Source organism: Cobetia amphilecti (assembly GCF_032923285.1).
GTDB lineage: Bacteria > Pseudomonadota > Gammaproteobacteria > Pseudomonadales > Halomonadaceae > Cobetia > Cobetia amphilecti.
This window is the reverse complement of sequence record NZ_CP136695.1, coordinates 3417838-3434452: the sequence shown is the minus strand read 5'-3', so window position 1 is coordinate 3434452 and position 16615 is coordinate 3417838. Positions and strand designations below refer to the sequence as shown.

The 16615-nt window shown below is 64.6% G+C and carries 15 protein-coding genes; 7 read left to right on the top strand and 8 right to left on the bottom strand.

What is annotated here, in order from left to right; translation table 11 throughout:
• Positions 1-43 precede the first annotated feature (43 nt).
• From lpxL to R1T44_RS14635, 3 genes are all read left to right on the top strand, one after another.
• On the top strand, positions 44-961 hold the full coding sequence (lpxL, locus tag R1T44_RS14645; protein ID WP_107336203.1) for an LpxL/LpxP family Kdo(2)-lipid IV(A) lauroyl/palmitoleoyl acyltransferase: 918 nt from the start codon (positions 44-46) through the stop codon (positions 959-961).
• Between the two features lie 8 nt (positions 962-969).
• On the top strand, positions 970-1353 hold the full coding sequence (locus tag R1T44_RS14640) for a TlpA family protein disulfide reductase (protein ID WP_043331395.1): 384 nt from the start codon (positions 970-972) through the stop codon (positions 1351-1353).
• A gap of 432 nt (positions 1354-1785) precedes the next feature.
• A complete protein-coding gene (locus R1T44_RS14635) occupies positions 1786-1947 on the top strand; it encodes a DUF1328 domain-containing protein (protein WP_043331394.1) in 162 nt (53 codons plus the stop codon).
• Between the two features lie 142 nt (positions 1948-2089).
• On the opposite strand, the gene R1T44_RS14630 is transcribed toward R1T44_RS14635, so the two are convergent.
• The 5 genes from R1T44_RS14630 to R1T44_RS14610 all read right to left on the bottom strand — a co-directional run bounded on the left by R1T44_RS14630 (position 2090) and on the right by R1T44_RS14610 (position 8151).
• Positions 2090-3439 carry a DUF2254 domain-containing protein gene (locus R1T44_RS14630; protein WP_317292257.1) on the bottom strand — a complete coding sequence of 450 codons (1350 nt, stop codon included), beginning with the start codon at positions 3437-3439 and terminating at the stop codon, positions 2090-2092.
• A 290-nt stretch (positions 3440-3729) separates the two neighbouring features.
• Positions 3730-5391, bottom strand: a complete 1662-nt coding sequence (gene ettA, locus R1T44_RS14625) for an energy-dependent translational throttle protein EttA (protein WP_043331392.1) — start codon at positions 5389-5391, stop codon at positions 3730-3732.
• Positions 5392-5584: 193 nt separating this feature from the next.
• A complete protein-coding gene (locus tag R1T44_RS14620; protein WP_317292256.1) occupies positions 5585-5827 on the bottom strand; it encodes a PA3496 family putative envelope integrity protein in 243 nt (80 codons plus the stop codon).
• Positions 5828-6126: 299 nt separating this feature from the next.
• Positions 6127-6567, bottom strand: coding sequence for a PAS sensor domain-containing protein (locus R1T44_RS14615; RefSeq protein WP_043331389.1), 441 nt, complete (start codon positions 6565-6567; stop codon positions 6127-6129).
• 276 nt (positions 6568-6843) lie between these two features.
• The gene (locus tag R1T44_RS14610) at positions 6844-8151 is read right to left on the bottom strand and encodes an MFS transporter (RefSeq protein WP_317292954.1); all 1308 of its coding nucleotides are present in this window, start codon (positions 8149-8151) and stop codon (positions 6844-6846) included.
• 354 nt (positions 8152-8505) lie between these two features.
• Between R1T44_RS14610 and R1T44_RS14605 the strand changes: the two genes are divergently transcribed.
• A complete protein-coding gene (locus tag R1T44_RS14605; protein WP_054555551.1) occupies positions 8506-8829 on the top strand; it encodes a SelT/SelW/SelH family protein in 324 nt (107 codons plus the stop codon).
• Positions 8830-8868: 39 nt separating this feature from the next.
• Here the strand turns inward: R1T44_RS14605 and R1T44_RS14600 are convergent, their stop codons facing one another.
• Positions 8869-9894 (bottom strand): zinc transporter ZntB, encoded by a 1026-nt coding sequence (locus R1T44_RS14600; RefSeq protein WP_054555550.1) that lies wholly within the window; start codon positions 9892-9894, stop codon positions 8869-8871.
• 144 nt (positions 9895-10038) lie between these two features.
• On the opposite strand from R1T44_RS14600, the gene R1T44_RS14595 reads away from it, so the two are divergent.
• A complete protein-coding gene (locus tag R1T44_RS14595) occupies positions 10039-10959 on the top strand; it encodes a DMT family transporter (RefSeq protein WP_284726614.1) in 921 nt (306 codons plus the stop codon).
• A 39-nt stretch (positions 10960-10998) separates the two neighbouring features.
• Here R1T44_RS14595 and ppk2 read toward each other — a convergent pair whose 3' ends face one another.
• Positions 10999-11919, bottom strand: coding sequence for a polyphosphate kinase 2 (gene ppk2 / locus R1T44_RS14590; protein WP_284726613.1), 921 nt, complete (start codon positions 11917-11919; stop codon positions 10999-11001).
• A 190-nt stretch (positions 11920-12109) separates the two neighbouring features.
• The gene (locus R1T44_RS14585) at positions 12110-12850 is read right to left on the bottom strand and encodes an arylesterase (RefSeq protein ID WP_284726612.1); all 741 of its coding nucleotides are present in this window, start codon (positions 12848-12850) and stop codon (positions 12110-12112) included.
• 92 nt (positions 12851-12942) lie between these two features.
• Between R1T44_RS14585 and R1T44_RS14580 the strand changes: the two genes are divergently transcribed.
• Both R1T44_RS14580 and R1T44_RS14575 read left to right on the top strand, forming a co-directional pair.
• Entirely contained in the window at positions 12943-13746 is an 804-nt protein-coding gene (locus R1T44_RS14580; RefSeq protein ID WP_284726611.1) for an ABC transporter ATP-binding protein, read from the top strand.
• Entirely contained in the window at positions 13739-16462 is a 2724-nt protein-coding gene (locus R1T44_RS14575) for an ABC transporter permease (protein ID WP_284726610.1), read from the top strand. Before R1T44_RS14580 ends, R1T44_RS14575 begins: the two co-directional genes overlap by 8 nt.
• Positions 16463-16615: the final 153 nt, after the last annotated feature.

The window sequence follows — 16615 nt, the reverse complement described above, 5'->3', positions numbered from 1 at the left end:
CGCGGTCTACAATGGCCGCCGTTGCCCGTCGAACGAGAGAGTCATGGCCAAGAAGAGCTATCCCGAGAGTTTTGCACACCCCCGCTACTGGCTGACCTGGCTGGGCATCGGTGCCATGAAGGCTTCGGCCTATCTGCCCTGGTGCGCCAAGCTGTGGCTGGGGCGTGGCCTTGGTGAGCTGGCGTGGCGCTTCGGCAAGCGTCGTCGTCACATCACCGACACCAATCTCAAGCTGTGCTTTCCCGAGTGGAGCGAGGCGGAGCGCGCGCGTCAGGTGCGCAAGACCTTCCACGCCAACGGTATCGGTATCTTCGAGACGGCTACCGGCTGGTGTCGTGATCCTGAGCACATGCGTGATCGCGTGACCTTCAAGGGGCAGGAGCACATGGAGCGCGCCATGGCCCAGGGCAAGGGGGCGCTCATCGTGGGCATCCACTTCTCGACCCTGGATCTGGGCGGCGCACTGCACTCGCTGTTCTTCCCGGCCGATGTCGTCTATCGCCCCCACGACAACCCGCTGTTCGAGCGCTTCATGACCCGTGCGCGCAATGGAATTTTCGGCACCGCCATCGATCGTCACGACCTGCGGGGCGTGGTGCGTCGCATCAAGAGCGGCCATGGCGTGTGGTATTCACCGGATCAGGACTTCGGTCGCGAGGTCAGCGTGTTCGCGCCGTTCTTCGGCATCGATGCCGCCTCCATCAAGCTGACGGCCAAGATCGCCCGCATGACCGGTGCGCCGGTGATGCCCTTGATGTTCCACCGCAATCCGGACAATCGTACCTATACGCTGGAGTATCTGCCGGCGCTGGACAACTTCCCGAGTGGCGATGACGTCGCCGATGCCACGCGCATCAACGCCTTCATCGAAGGGGCGATCCGCAAGCATCCCGAGCAGTATCTGTGGCTGCACCGTCGCTTCAAGACACGTCCCGAGAAAACCGATCCGTCCCTGTACTGAGGTGAACCATGAGCAACGACATCTCTTCTCACGTCACCCTGGCCGAGGTGGAAGCACGGCTGGCCGCTGGCGATACCTTCGTGCTCAATCAGGTCGCGGAATGGTGCCCGGATTGCACCGAGCGTCAGCGTCCGGCATTGCCTGCCTTCGAGGCGGCGCTTGCCCGTGGCGGTCTGCCACTGGTGACCTTATGCGTGCAGCAGACCCGTGGGGTCTATCTCAGCGATGCTCATGCACAGCTGAGTGAGCGCATCGGTGGTGCCGGCTATCCGCGCACCTTGCTGGTTCGCCACGGTCAGCCGGCGAGTCTCGACAGTGGATTGAACCGCGTCGAGGTGATGAGCGAGCCCGATCTCGTCGCCTACGCCGAGGCCTTGATCGCCGCGCTGTAGCGACCGATCCCCCTGCATCGATCATTCGCCGTTGTCAGGGGGATGACGCGAGTGATGCACACAGCAAAGGCCCCCGTTCGGCATCTCGCCGAACGGGGGCCTTTGCTGTGTAAAGCGGCACCCGACAAGCAACATCACCTGCCCGAGCTGCATGCGTGCGGTCAACCGAGTGCCGCCTATCGTGTGCCTATGACAAGACGTGCGGATGACGGAGCAGGCTTTCAACCCATCACAAGGGCTGAGGCAAATTCTTTTACTGAAGTGCGACATCATGTTGACAAAGCTTTAGTTTATTACCATCTTGGCAATAACGAGTCAGGTGGCTGACACGCCTCCTGATCGCCGCTTTCAGCACTCTGGAGTGCGCCTGAGGCGTCATCCGTCAGGGGCTGACTCCGCCGCGACAACTCTCACATGACATAAGGAATTGACATGCTCAACTACGCCATCATCTTTCTGATCGTCGCTGTCATTGCCGCCGTACTGGGCTTCGGCGGCATCGCCGGCACCGCAGCGACCATCGCCAAGGTCCTGTTCGTGATCTTCCTGGTGCTGTTCCTGGTGTCCTTCTTCAAGAGCCGCCGCAAGCCGTAAGGCTCTGACTTCCTGTCGCTGGTCAGGCTGACGGCAACAGGCCGCAAGCCGTCATGTGATCGGATAGTACGGCTCAGAGACAGCAACGCCCGCGACGGTGATCGACCGTCGCGGGCGTTGCTCGTTCAGGCGCTGGCCTTTTTTACCACTGAGGGCTGGGCAGGTTGAGACGATGGTGACCGGCCTGCAGGCCGTGTTCGATGAAACGACGATCCACCTCGAATTCGGCCTGGGCGAGAATCGCCTCCACCACCTTGTCGGCATGCTGTTGCAGCAGCACCAGATGGCCGTATTGCGCGCCCATCAGCGACAGGGTCTTCAACAGCTCCAGCAGGGCCAGACAGATCGAGAGGTCATCACGGCCATAATGCAGAATCGGCGTGATGGAGCGGTAGAGGAGGCTTGCGAAGGACTCCATCTGCCAGCTGACGCGAACGGCCTTGTGATCATCCACGCAACAATTGCACAGCGGCACTGACATGCGCTCGCTGAGCAGCTCCGTCAGCTGGTGCATGCACAGCCGTGCCGTGCCGGGGTCATTGATGCCGGGTGACAGTGCCTTGATGGCGACTTCCATCAGCTGGGTCAGGCCGTGCTCGTGCAGGTCCTCGACGGACTCCCCATCCAGATAGCCAAGCGCGGCACGCAGGTTCTTGATCAACTCGGCCTGCTGTTCTGCATCGAGTTCTTCCCCCGCCGTCGCGCCCTCTGGCAGGCCGTTGGGCCACTCGATGCGCATCAAGGGCATGCCGCTGACGATGAAGGCGCCCAGCGCGAAATCCAGATGCACCACCATGTCATGCTTGATGGCCAGCTGGCGCAGCGCCGAGAAATCGACCTGCTGGATGTAGCCACGCCGGCGTGCCCGCAGCAGCTGGCACTGGTCGTCGTCACGGCCGACCTCGCGCTCGCAGAAGCCATCGTCACGATTGCGCTGACGCAGGCGCTCCAGCGAGAGGCGGGTGCGGCCGGACAGGCGCCGCGCGACGGCGTTGATCTGTACCGACTGCGAGACCTGATGGATGAAGTAGACGAACATCCCCAGGCAATTGACCATCATCAGCACGCCCAGATAGACCGCCAGCGAGCGCCACAGGGTCGGGGAGTCTCCCGTATTGGGCACCATCAGGTTGACCAGCAGGAACAGCAGGCTGCCCAGGTAGTGGCCGAGTACCAGCTGGTGATGACGCTCGGTCACCAGGCCCAGCAGCAGCTTGTGGGAGAACTGCGCGCCGGCCTGGGTGAGCACGCTCATCACCATGGTGAAACTGAAGACCATCAGCGAGATCAGGCCGCCGACCAGCGCCGCCAGCAGGGTGCGCGGGGTGTCATGTTGCTTGAAGGTCAGTGCTTCGAAAAAGTCGCTATTCGGCAGCGAGGAAGGGTCCGGCAGCCCGGAGGGCATCACCGAGATCAGTCCCAGCAGGGTATAGACCATGGCCAGCATGCTGGGGAGATAGGCGATGCTGGTGGTCCAGGTTCGCAGCCACATGAGGGGTTGCTGTAGCCAGCGATTCATAGACGATTCCCGAACGGATGGATTGGCAAGCTACTGTTATGACGGCTCGCGCCGAGCACTGCAAGTCAGCATGACGTGCTGGCAGGAGGGTTCAGGGGGCGAGGAGGGGAGGAAAGAAGCAGAACAGGGCAGGCAGAGCGGACGAACTGGAACGAACAGACTGGAACGAACAGCAGGGCCCGACGGCTAGACGCCCCCACCGGATGACCGGTGAGGGCGTCTAGCGGCTTGCGTCGATCAGCGTGGCTAACCCCGCCGGCTCATCAGGCGTCGATACGCTTGTACTTCATGCGCTTGGGTGCATCGTTGCCGACACGCGCGTGATAGTCCGCTTCGTACTCAGTATAGCTGCCTTCGAAGAACACCACGTTGGAGTCACCCTCGTAGGCGAGGATGTGGGTCGCGATGCGATCCAGGAACCAGCGGTCGTGCGAGATGACCATCGCGCAGCCCGGGAAGGCCAGCAGGGCCTCTTCCAGTGCACGCAGGGTCTCGATGTCCAGGTCGTTGGACGGCTCATCCAGCAGCAGTACGTTGGCAGCCTGCTTCAGGGTCTGGGCCAGCTGCAGACGGCCACGCTCACCACCGGACAGATCCGACAGACGCTTCTGCTGGTCAGTGCCCTTGAAGTTGAAGCGGCCGACATAGGCGCGCGACGAGACTTCATGGCCATTGATGTTGAGCATGTCCTGACCGCCGGAGACGGCTTCCCAGACGGTCTGATTGTCTTCCAGGCCATCACGCAGCTGCTCGACGTAGGCGACCTTGACGGTCTCGCCCAGCACGACTTCGCCGCTGTCCGGAGTGTCCTTGCCGGTCACCAGCTTGAACAGCGTGGACTTGCCCGCACCGTTGCCGCCGACGATACCCACGATGGCACCCTGGGGGATGGTGAAGGACAGATCATCGAACAGCAGCTTGTCGTCGAAACGCTTGGTGACGTTGTGCAGCTCGATGACCTTGTCGCCCAGGCGCGGTCCCGGCGGAATGTAGATCTCGTTGGTCTCGTTGCGCTTCTGGAAATCACCGGACTGCATTTCCTCGAAGCGGTTGAGACGCGCCTTGCTCTTGGCCTGACGGCCCTTGGGATTTTGACGAACCCACTCGAGCTCCTGCTGGATGGCCTTGTTGCGCGAGGCTTCCTGCTTGGCTTCCTGCTGCAGGCGAGCGTCCTTCTGCTCGAGCCACGAGGAATAGTTGCCTTCGAAGGGAATGCCCTGACCACGGTCCAACTCGAGAATCCAGCCGGCGACGTTGTCGAGGAAGTAGCGGTCGTGGGTGATGGCGACCACGGTGCCGGAGTAGTCGTGCAGGAAGCGTTCCAGCCAGGCGACGGATTCGGCGTCCAGGTGGTTGGTCGGCTCGTCCAGCAGCAGCATGTCCGGGCTCGAGAGCAGCAGACGGCACAGTGCGACACGGCGGCGCTCACCACCGGACAGCACGCCGACATTGGCATCCCACGGCGGCAGGCGCAGCGCTTCGGCGGCCACTTCCAGCTTGCGCTCGAGGTTGTGGGCGTCAGAGGCCTGGATCAGGTCTTCCAGCTTGGCCTGACGCGCGGCGAGGGCGTCGAAATCGGCGTCCGGCTCGGCGTAGGCGGCATAGACTTCATCAAGTTCGGTCTGGGCGTTCTTGATGTGGGCCAGGGATTCTTCCACGCACTCGCGCACGTTCTTGGAATCATCCAGTTCCGGCTCCTGGGGGAGGTAGCCGACATTCAGACCCGGCATGGGACGTGCTTCGCCGTTGTAGTCCTGATCGACGCCGGCCATGATGCGCAGCAGCGAGGACTTGCCCGAGCCGTTGAGACCGAGCACACCGATCTTGGCACCCGGGAAGAAGGACAGCGAGATGTCCTTGAGAATCTCGCGCTTCGGGGGAACGACCTTGCCCACCCGGTTCATGGTATAGACGTATTGCGCCATGGAATCCCAATTTGGTTGGAGAATGGAATGACGCGCAGATGATAGTGCCCGGCGTCACGCTTGGCCAGCCGGGCAGCCTGTGCCAGGCGAGCGCGGCGACTCACTGCATGACATTCCCTGTCCTGACGTCGACCCCTTCCATGGCCTGTCTGCTCCCTGGTATCCCTTCCCCTGCACGCCGCTGAAGGCGAGCTTACTCCTCTTCGCCCCAGTCGCTGGCGTCGATCAGATCATCATCGGCTTCATCGTCCCAGCCTTCGCGGATGGAGCGAGCCAGGGCGCGCTCCTCGAGCAGGGCTTCAAGACGTTGGCGGGAGTCATTGCGTTGTGGCTTGGCAGGTGCGCTGGAGGGCGACAGCTCGAAGTCCACATCGGTGGGGCTGTCTTCGGCGAGTGCCGTGGCATCGATATCATCGAGGAATTGTTCACGGGCCATGGGCGGACCTCACGATCTTGGAACGACCTACCCGATATCCAGCGCCTGGACTGGCCTGTGATACCGGGCACCGCCAGCGGCGATGCGCCGAAGGCTCTCTGGCTATATACCGCCCGTTGACGAGGATGACAAGCCTTTCGCTCAGCCTGTCAGAGCTTTCGCCAATTGCCAAAGGCGAGAGGCCCACAACGACAACGCCCACCGGTGGGGTGGGCGTTGATGGTGCCATGCGGCACCTGATCTTCAGTGACTGCTCTTCAGTGACCGTTCTTCACTCAGCGGCCTTGAGCGTCCGGCGCTCAGTTGGACTCGCTGGGGTGCTCCGCACGCAGGCGTTCCAGCTCTTCCTTGGCGGTCATCAGGCCGGTGACATCCTTCTGGACACCAACGAAATACTGCAGATTGTCATGCTCATCGAAGACCGGTGTCATGGAGAGTTCATTCCAGAACAGGCTGCCATCCTTGCGATAGTTGCGCAGTATCTCGCGGCACGGGCGCTTGTCGCGCAGCGCGGCGCGGATGTTGTCCAGCTGCGGCTGATCGCGGTCATCATTCTGCAGGAAGCGGCAATCGCGGTAGAGAATCTCGTCGGCGCTGTAACCGGTGAGGCGCTCGAAGCCCTGATTCACGTAGATCAGGATGTTCTCATCGCCTTCCTGTTCCGCCACCACGATGCCATCGTCCGAGGCATTCACGACTCTCTCGAGCAGCTCGGGGCTGATCATGTGGGGTCTTTTCATCTGACTCTGATCCTTGCGGCTTAAGAACCCGGCCATGAAGACCGAGCCCGAGAGTACGGGTATAGGGTGCCTGTCCGTGTGCCCGGACATTCCAGCACCATGATCGGTTTCACTATGGCGGGGAGACGCGGCTTATGCAATCGCAGCCGCTAATGTGACAGGCCCGACATCGTTGTCAGGCCCTGTCAGCGTGAGAGTCGATCAGATAAATGAGGGGGACAGGGGTAAAAGGGTAAAAGGGGTAACAGGGGAGCCGTCACGCCCGCCCCGGCATGTTCAGTCGTCCTCCACCTCCGGCAGGCGCTGTGCGCAGAGCGCGGCACAGGCCGCGACGACCGCCAGAATCATCAGCAACCATTCACTGCCCAGCCACTGGGCGAGCCCGCCGATCAATAGCCCCAGTACCAGCATCAGCACGCCGGTCAGGGTGTTGGAGAGCGCGACGTAGAGGGCGCGATTGTCAGAGGTGGCGAGATCGACCACGTAGGTCTTGCGCCCCAGGCGGATACCGGCGTGGGCGATCACCAGCAGCCCGTAGACCAGCGCGTAGCTCCAGATGTTGTCGGCCAGCGCCTGCGGCCACCAGGTCATGCTGCCGGCCAGGGCGCAGCAGACGGCAGCGCCGGCCCCTGCATTGCGCATCACGCGGCGACTGGAAGTGTCGGCCAGCCTGCCCCAGATGGGACTGGCCAGCATGCCGGCCAGTCCTGACACCACCACCAGCACGCCCAGTCCGCCCAGGCTCTCACCGCTCTGCTGCTGGCCGAGCAAGGCGATATAGGGCAGTGCCAGCGCGCTTGAGAGCAGCAGGGCGCGCGCCAGATTGAAGTTGCGGAAGGCGGCGTCATGCTTGAGCTGGATGACCCCGTCACGCACTGTCTCCCAGGCATTGGCGCCGCCGCTGGTGGCGCCACTGTCCTCGCGGATCATGGCGGCGCACAGGGCATTGAGTGTCCAGCCCAGCGCCGCGATGGCCATCAGTATCGCCAGCACCTGCTGACCGGGCTGCTCGCCCAGCAGCATCAAGGCGACGCCAGCCAGCAGGGTCATCGCCCCCGCCACACTGCCACTCCAGCCCATCAGGCGCCCACGGCGCTTCTTGGCGATGGTCTTGCCCAGCACGTCCTTGGTGGCGATGGAGGCCACCCCGCGCCCGAGCGACAGCAGGATCAACAGGATCAGAACCAGACTGCCCGCGAGGGTGCCATCGAGTCCATGACGCGTGGCGAAGTTGCCCTCGGCAAGCAGGCTGATCATCACCAGCCCCAGTGCCATCAGCGCCTGGATGGAGGCCCCGGCGACCCATACCCACTTGCGTTGTGGCAGTGGACGAATGAAGCCTGCCACCAGCAGCTGAGGCAGCAGGGCGCCGGCCTCGCGAATCGGCACCAGTAGCCCCACCATCCACACCGGCGCCCCGATCAACCCCAATAGCCACGGCAGCACCAGCCGCGCACTGGCCATCTTGTCGGCCAGTTTGGTGCCCAGCGAGGCCATCAGATGACGCCAGAAATTGCCGGGTTGCTGGTGACAGGCATCCTCGGAGATGTCCTTGCACATGCGCGAATCTTCATCGCCGGTCATGCGCTCGAAGAAGCGACTCTGACCGCTGCCCGACGGCCTCTCGTGGGCTTTGTCTGCAGACTCCCGCTCAGTCTCGCGGTCTTGAGCGTCTGACGGTGAGGAGGCCTCGGTAGAGGAAGACAGGGGTGACATGTGGCCAGGGCTCCGCTATCGGCGTCGTGTACGGGAAGTCGTGATACAGATCACGCCCGTGTCGCCGGTTGAAGAAGGATCGATCGCAGTGCGACGTCAACTGAAGGAATGACTGCGCCGAGTATAGTTTATGTACAGTTTGTGTGTAGGTTTTTGGTGTTGACCATTGCGCGACAGTGCAGTGAAGTGATCATTACATCATTGATTGGAGTAGGCACCACCATGGATCAGGCATCCACGCTGAAAGTCCGGATTCACTACTGCACTGGCTGCAACTGGCTGTTGCGAGCGGCCTGGTATGCACAGGAACTGCTGTCCACCTTCGGAGAAGACCTCGGTGAGGTGGCCTTGGCGCCGAGTCACGGCGGCCATTTCGAGGTGCTGTGCCAGGCCACTCCTGATTCGGAGTGGCTGGTACTGTGGGAGCGCAAGCGCGACGGCGGCTTCCCCGACAGTCGTGACCTCAAGCAGCGCGTGCGTGATGTGCTCGACCCTGAGCGCGATCTGGGCCATATCGACCGCGCCAGTCGTGAGCAGGGTTCGTAATCAGCGCTTGCAAGCAGCTCCGCTACGCCATGGGCGCGCTCACCACCATTTCTTGCGCTTGAGCAGCCACATCTGCATCGCCACCACGCCCAGCGTGATGCCGACGAAGGCAGCGAAGCCCCACTGGCTGTCGCTGCCCGGTATGCCACCGACGTTGACCCCCAGCAGGCCGGTGAGAAAGCCCAGCGGCAGGAAGACGGCGGTGATGACCGACAGCAGATACATGCGCTGGTTGAGCTGCTCGTTGTGCTCGCTCATGCGCTGCTCATGGATGATCAGCGCGCGTTCCTGCATGGCCTGGAAATCCTCCACGTAGCGCGACAGCTGGTTGGCGATCTCGCGCAGGTCCAGACGCGCCTGTTCATCGATCCACAACGGCCCCTGGGAGAGTTGTGCCAGACAGTCGCGCTGCGGCCCCATGAAGCGTCGCAGGGTGATCAGAGGGCGCCGCAGGCGGGTAATGTCATCGGGGTCGATCTCGACATCATTGAGCTGGTCTTCCTCGATGATGGCGAGCTGCTCATCAAGGCGATGGCTGAGCTCCGCCACGCGATCGACCAGCGCATCGCTGAGCATCGCCAGCAGCCAGGAGATGCTTTCCGCGCCCTGGCCGGCCTCCAGTTGCTCACGCACCTGCGTGATCGACTGGAACGGCCGGCGGCGCAGGGTGATCAGGCGGGTCGGGCTCATCCACAGGCGCAGTGACAGCAGGTCCTCCGGCGCGGCGCCGGGATTGAGGTTGATGCCGCGCAGCGTGGTGACCATGCCGCCGCCGAAGCGCGCCACGCGCGGGCGGGTGTCCAGCTCGGTCAGGGCCTCGATGCTCGGCTCATCCAGCTGGGCAAGGTCGTCCAGGTAGTCATTGACGTCGCCGCGGGTGTAATCGAGGTGCATCCAGATCAGCGCTTCTGGGTCCTGCCATTGCTCACGCAGGCTGTCGTCATCGAGCAGGCTGGCGCCGCCCTTGCCATCCAGGCGATAGGCGCTGACCAGTGCCGTGGTCGGGGCATCTCCCGCGGGGGGCGCAGGTGTCGGCGCGGCTTGCGGATCGGTGGCATCAGTCATTCACGAAATTCCTTTTTGGTGGCGCGGCTTGCAGCAGCGGGCAGGGCACGCGATGCTCGAATGTCAGGCCGTGGGCATTGTCGCTGCCATCGCCATGACACTCATCGCCAGGAAGGCGATACCCGAAATGCGAGGAAGGATGCCATGAGTCAGGATAGGGAAGCCATGCTCTACGGTCTGGGCGCCGTGGCCCTGTGGTCGACGGTGGCGACCGCCTTCAAGCTGGCGCTTGAGCAGATGTCGCCGCTGGAGCTGGTATGGCTGGCGGCACTGGTGTCGTGGCTGTTGATCGGCGTGCTGATGTGGCGTCAGGGCAAGCTGCGTGAAGCGCTCACCACTGGCTGGCGGGGTGGCTGGCGTACGGCACTCTGGGCCGGGCTGATGAATCCGGTCGGCTACTATCTGGTGCTGTTCGGCGCCTACGCGCGGCTGCCGGGCCAGGAGGCGATGGCGCTCAATTACACCTGGGCGCTGGCGATGGCCTTTCTCGCTGTGCCGATTCTCGCGCAGCGCCTGACGCGCATCGACGTCGCGGCGGGGCTGATCGCCTACGCCGGTGTGTGGACCATCGCCACGCGAGGCGAGATATTCAATGTCGCCTTCGCCGACCCGCTGGGCGTCGGGCTGGCGCTGAGCTCGACCCTGCTGTGGGCGCTCTACTGGTTGCTCAATGCGCGCGACCCTCGTGCTCCGCTGGTCGCCCAGTGGCAGAACTTCAGCATCGCCTTGCCGGTGCTGACGCTGCTGGTGGCCTTCGGGCCGGGCTTTGGCAACTTCATCGGCGCAAGCGCCAATCCCCAGGCGCTGACGGCGGGCATCTATGTCGGCCTGTGCGAGATGGGTATCGCCTTCGTGCTCTGGCAGCTGGCGGTGCACAAGGTGTCGCGCACCGCCAAGGTCTCCAACCTGATCTTCCTGTCGCCGCCCATCTCCTTGACGCTTCTGCACTTCATCGTCGGCGAGCCGATCCTGACCTCGACGCTGGCGGGGCTGGTGCTGATTCTGGCCGGACTCGGCCTGCAGCAGCTGCAGAAGGCGCCGGCGGAGCTGTCACAATCGACCTGAGCGAGCCGCGCCGTCAGCGCACCGCCCGCCACTCGATCGTCAGTCGTCGGGCAGGATGAGGCGATCGGCATCCACCACGATCAGCGGGTCCGGGGTGCCGATCATCTTCTTGTCCTTGCCGGGGTAGTCGAGCTGACTGAGCACATGGCGCAGCGCGCCGATACGGGCCCGGCGCTTGTCGTCGGAGCGGATCAGCGTCCAGGGCGCATGATCGCTGTGCGTACGCGCGAACATCGCCTCGGCGGCATCGGTGTACTCATCCCATTTCTTCTGCGCCACGGCGTCCATCGGTGACAGCTTCCAGTGGGTCAGCGGGTCGGTGGCGCGCTTGGCGAAGCGGATCGATTGCTCCTCTCGGGATACCGAGAAGTACAGCTTGACCAGGTGCAGGCCATCCTCGACCCACAGGCGCTCCTGCTGGGGCACCTGCACCAGAAAGCGTTCGACTTCCTCCTGCGTGGCGAAGCCCATCACCGCCTCGACCCCCGCGCGGTTGTACCAGCTGCGATCGAACAGCACGATTTCGCCACTGGTGGGGAAGCGCGAGACATAGCGCTGGAAATACCACTGACCCTTTTCCGTCTCGTTGGGCTTGTCGAGGGCGACGATGCGCGCGAAACGCGGATTGAGATACTCCATGAAGCGTTTGATGGTGCCGCCCTTGCCGGCGGCGTCACGCCCCTCGAACACGATGGCCAGGCGTCCGCCACTGTCGCGCAGCCAATGCTGCACCTTGAGCAGCTCGATCTGCAGCGCGCGCTTCTCGGCCTCATAGACCTTGCGCTTGAGGCGCTCGTCGTAGGGGTAGGCGTCACTGGAGACCGGCCCTAGCGTCATGCGCGGGGCATCGCCAGTGGCGTGCTTCTTGCTGGCCTTGCCCTTGGCGTCCTTGCTCTTGGCATCCTTGGCCTTCGAATGCGCCTTGCCGGCATCCGCCTTCCTGTTGTTGGATTTACTCATGGCAGTACTCCCTGTGAGGATGGGGCCTGGCCCCGACGGCCGACGACTCGGGCTGATGACGTCGGCGCTGCAAGGCCTCATGGCCCAGATGGCCTGCCTGACAGGCACTGATCAGGCAGGCGCGGATTGTCATCTCGCGGCAAGGTAGGCGCATGCAAGCTGTCGTGACATGCGCCGCGCCTGATATTGATCACTCCGCTGACGTCGCGTGTTGCGCCAGCGGCGCGAGTGTCGGCCAGATGGTGTCGAGCAGCTGCGGTTGCGCCTTGGCGGTGGGGTGAATGCGGTCCTGCTGCATCAGCTTCTCGCTGGCCGGGGCCGTGGCGATGCCTTCGAGGATGAAGGGCACCAGCGGCACGGAATATTCGTCGGCCAGGTCCCGGTAGACCTGACGGAAGGCATCGGTGTAGGACGGGCCGTAATTGGGCGGAATCTCGATGCCGAGCAGCACGGGCTGGGCATCGGCGTCCTCCACGGCCTCGATCATGCTGGCCAGATTGGCCTGCATGCGGGCGGGTGGCAGGCCACGCAGGCCGTCGTTGCCGCCCAGTTCGATCATCACCAGTGAAGGGTCGTGTCGCTCGAGCAGGGCCGGCAGACGGTTGAGGCCGCCTTCGGTCGTGTCGCCGCTGATGCTGGCATTGATGACCTCAGGCGCATCGCTGCCCAGGCTGTCCTCGAGGCGCTCGTCGAGCAGCGCGACCCAGCCCTGGCTGCTGTCGATGCCGTAGCCGGCCGAGATGGAGTCACCGACCACCAGCCACGGGGCCGGCGCATCGGCCAGCGTCACCTGGGGCGTCAGCACGGCCACGATGCTCAGTGCCGTACTGGCGAGGGCATTGCGCAGCCGCTTGAGTCCCGGCGTGCCGGGGGCTTTGCCACCGCTCGCCAGGCACTGGGTGTCACGGCGATTCACTAGCCATTTCTGCATTCATCATCTCCATCATCTGCACACTATTCATACCCGTTTCGGGGTCTGGAGTTCGTGCCCACCCCGTTCTCTACCATAAGCGAGCAGACACGATGTCACATAACGCCTCCATTAACGACGTGACCCCTGCGTCGGATCAAACCTCGTCAGACGCGCAGGCCAGCGCAACGCCTGCGCCGGTGCTGGAAGTGAGCGGGCTGGCGCAGCGGGTGACCAGTGGCGAAGGGCGCCTGACCATCCTCGAGGATCTGGAGCTTGCCGTGCAGGCCGGGGAGAGCGTCGCCATCATCGGGGCCAGTGGTTCCGGCAAGTCGACGCTGCTGGGCCTGCTGGCGGGGCTGGACAGCCCGAGCGAGGGCGATATTCGCCTGTTCGGAAGCTCGCTTGCGGGTCTTGACGAGGATGGCCGTGCGGCGCTGCGCGCGGGACAGGTCGGCTTCGTGTTCCAGAACTTCCAGCTGCTGCCGACGCTGACGGCGCTGGAGAACGTGCTGATGCCGCTGGAGCTGGCCCCGCAGGGCGATATCGAGGCGCAGGCGCGTGACTGGCTGGCGCGGGTCGGGCTGGCGGAGCGACTCGACCACCTGCCGCGTCATCTGTCCGGCGGCGAGCAGCAGCGCGTGGCCATCGCGCGCGCCTTCGTCGCAGGGCCGGGGCTGGTGTTCGCCGATGAGCCGACCGGCAATCTGGATACCGCCACCGGCGAGCGCATCGCGGAGCTGCTGTTCACCCTCAACCGCGAGCGGGGCACCACGCTGATTCTGGTCACCCATGATCTGACGCTGGCCAGGCGCTGTGATCGCTGCCTGAATCTCGAGGCCGGCAAGCTGGTGGAGTGGAAGGATGAGGCGAGTGCGCCGGCCGTGGCGACGCCACAAGGAGGCGACGATGTCTGAGTCCCGGGTGTCTGACCGCGCGGCGACATCTTCCGCCAATACGCAGCGCCCGCGTGCGGCGCGCCTGCCGCTGGCGCTGCGCGGCCTGCTGCGCGACCTGCGCGCCAGTGATGTGCGCGCCCTCTTTCTGGCGCTGATGCTGGCGGTCGCCGCGACCACCATGATCGGCTTCTTTCTTGACCGTCTGGACCGTGGACTCAATCGCCAGGCGAGCCAGCTGCTCGGCGGAGACCTGGTGCTGGAGTCCAGCAACCCGCTCGACCCGCGCTTCGCCGAAGCCTTCCGCGCAGCGGGGCTTGAGATGTCGCCGCAGCTGGGCATGGTCTCGATGGCCTCGCACGGCGACAGCTTCGTGCTCTCGAGTCTCAAGGCGGTGTCGCCGGGCTATCCGCTCGCCGGCGGGGTGGAGCTGGAGTCGGATGCCACGGGAGAGGAGGCGCAGGCGCCAGACACCAGCTCGCGCGCGGAGATTCCGCCGCCGGGTGAGGCGTGGATCGTGCCGCGCCTGGCCATGGCGCTGTCGGCCGAGGTCGGCGATACCCTGACGGTCGGGCGCAAGCAGCTCACCATCAGTGGCCTGATCACGCGTGAGCCTGATCAGCAGGGCGGCTTTTCCGAGTTCAGTCCGCGCCTGATGTTCAACATGCAAGACCTCGACGCCACCGGTCTGATCCAGCCCGGCTCGCGGATGGAATATCGCCTGCTGGCGGCGGGCGATCCGGCGGCGGTGCAGCAGGCACGTGATGCCATCGCGCCGCTGCTGGCGAGTGCCGACAACGCCGAGGTGCGGCTCAAGGACGTGCGCGAAGACCGCCCGCGTCTGGGGCGCTCACTGGAGCGTGCCGACAAGTACCTGAGTCTGGCCGGGCTGGTGGCGGTGCTGCTGGCCGGAGTCGCGGTGGCGATGTCGACGCGCCGCTATGTGGAGCGTCATCTGGATAGCGCCGCGCTGTGGCGCTGCTTCGGTGCCTCTCAGCGTCAGTTGTCACGGCTGTTCGCGGCCCAGCTTGGCTGGCTGGCCCTGCTGGCGAGTACCGGGGGTGCGGTGCTGGGCCTGCTGGGGCAGATGGGACTGGTGGCGCTGCTGGAGCGCTTCCTGCCGCTGGAGTTGCCCGCACCGGGGCCGCTGCCGCTGGCGTTGGGAATCCTGACGGCGCTGGCGGTGCTGGTCGGCTTCGCCGGCCCGATGCTGCTGCGTCTGCGTCAGGTCAGCGCGCTCAAGGTGCTGCGGCGTGAACTGGCCCCGCTGCCTGCCTCGGCGTGGGTGGTGGTGGCGATCGCCAGTCTGGTGTTCGGCGCCCTGATGTGGCTCTACTCGGGTGACCTCATGCTGGCGGCCGGCCTGCTGGTCGGTGGCATCATCGCGCTGGGCCTGCTGATGGTGGTGGGGCAACTGCTGCTGTCGCTGATGCTCAAGGTGGTGGCACGCATGCGCGGTCAGGGCGGCTGGAGCCGGCCGATTCGCCTCGCCGGCGGCATGCTGGCCAGGCGGCGCGGTGCCAGCCTCGGTCAGCTGGTCGCCTTTGCCGTGACCTTCGCGGCGATGGCGTTGATCGCGCTGGTACGCGGTGACCTGATCACCCGCTGGCAGGCGCAGATTCCGACCAATGCGCCCAATCACTTCGCGATCAATATCCAGCCCGGAGAGCAGCAGGCCTTCGGCGAGCAGCTGACCGCGATGGTGGATGAGCAGGCCGGCGACAGCCAGAGCGAGCTCTACCCGATGGTGCGTGGACGCATCACGGCGCTCAAGGGCGAATCCCTGCTGGGACGCACTCAGCAGCGCCTGCAGACAGCCCAGTCGGATCAGCCGGCGGCAGGCGGCATGCAGGAAGGACGCAGCGACGAGGGAGACGGCGAGCAGCAGGGCGTCCCGCAGCGTGAGCTGAACCTGACCTGGCATCGTGATCTGCCGGGCCACAACCGCCTGTCGGCGGGTGAGTGGGCGCCGATCAGTGACTTCGCCGATGCAGACAGCGAGGCGCGCAGCCGCCTCGCCGCCGCGCAGGGCGTGCCGGTGTCGATGGAGGAGGAGCTAGCCGAGCGCATGGGGCTGGTCATCGGTGACAGCCTGTCGTTCACCATCGGCAGCGAGACCGTCAAGGCGCAAGTGGTCAATCTGCGCCATGTCGACTGGGACAGCTTCCTGCCCAACTTCTACGTCATCTTCCCGCCCGGCGCGCTCGAGGGCTTCGCCCACAGCTACATGACGGCGTTTCATCTCGAGGACGAGCGCAAGCTGGCGCCGCTGGTGCGCGACTACCCCAGCGTATCGTTGATCAATATCGACGCCATCCTGACCCGCGTGCAGGAGCTGATCGCCCAGGTGTCGCGTGCGGTGGAGCTGATTCTGGGGCTGGTGCTGCTGGCGGGGGCCAGCGTGCTCTACGCGGCGCTGGTAGCCAGTCGTCCGGCACGTGAGCACGAAGGCGCGCTGTACAAGGTGTTCGGCGCCGGTCAGGGCCTGCTGGCACGCCTGCAGGCCGCTGAGTTCGTGCTGCTGGGTCTGCTCAGTGGGCTGCTGGCGGCGATGCTCGCCGAAGGCGCGGCGGTCGGACTCTATTCCGGCTGGCTGGGGCTGCCGGTGGTGCTGCATCCGTGGCTGTGGGTGCTGCTGCCGCTGGCGGGTGGCGTGCTGATCGGCGGGCTGGGCTTCTGGCTGTCGAGAGAAGTGAGGCGTCAGCCGCCGATGGCGGGGCTGCGCGCCCTGCAGTGAGCGCCATCAGGCCTCGTCATCGCAGCGCTGGATGATGACGCCTGACGACGTCAACCTGCGGCCTCATGATCGTTGTCTCGGTCATGGGGCCGTCTTGCGTTAACAATGATGCTGATTCATGTGAATCGGACCGCTGGCTGAGGTATCATGCTG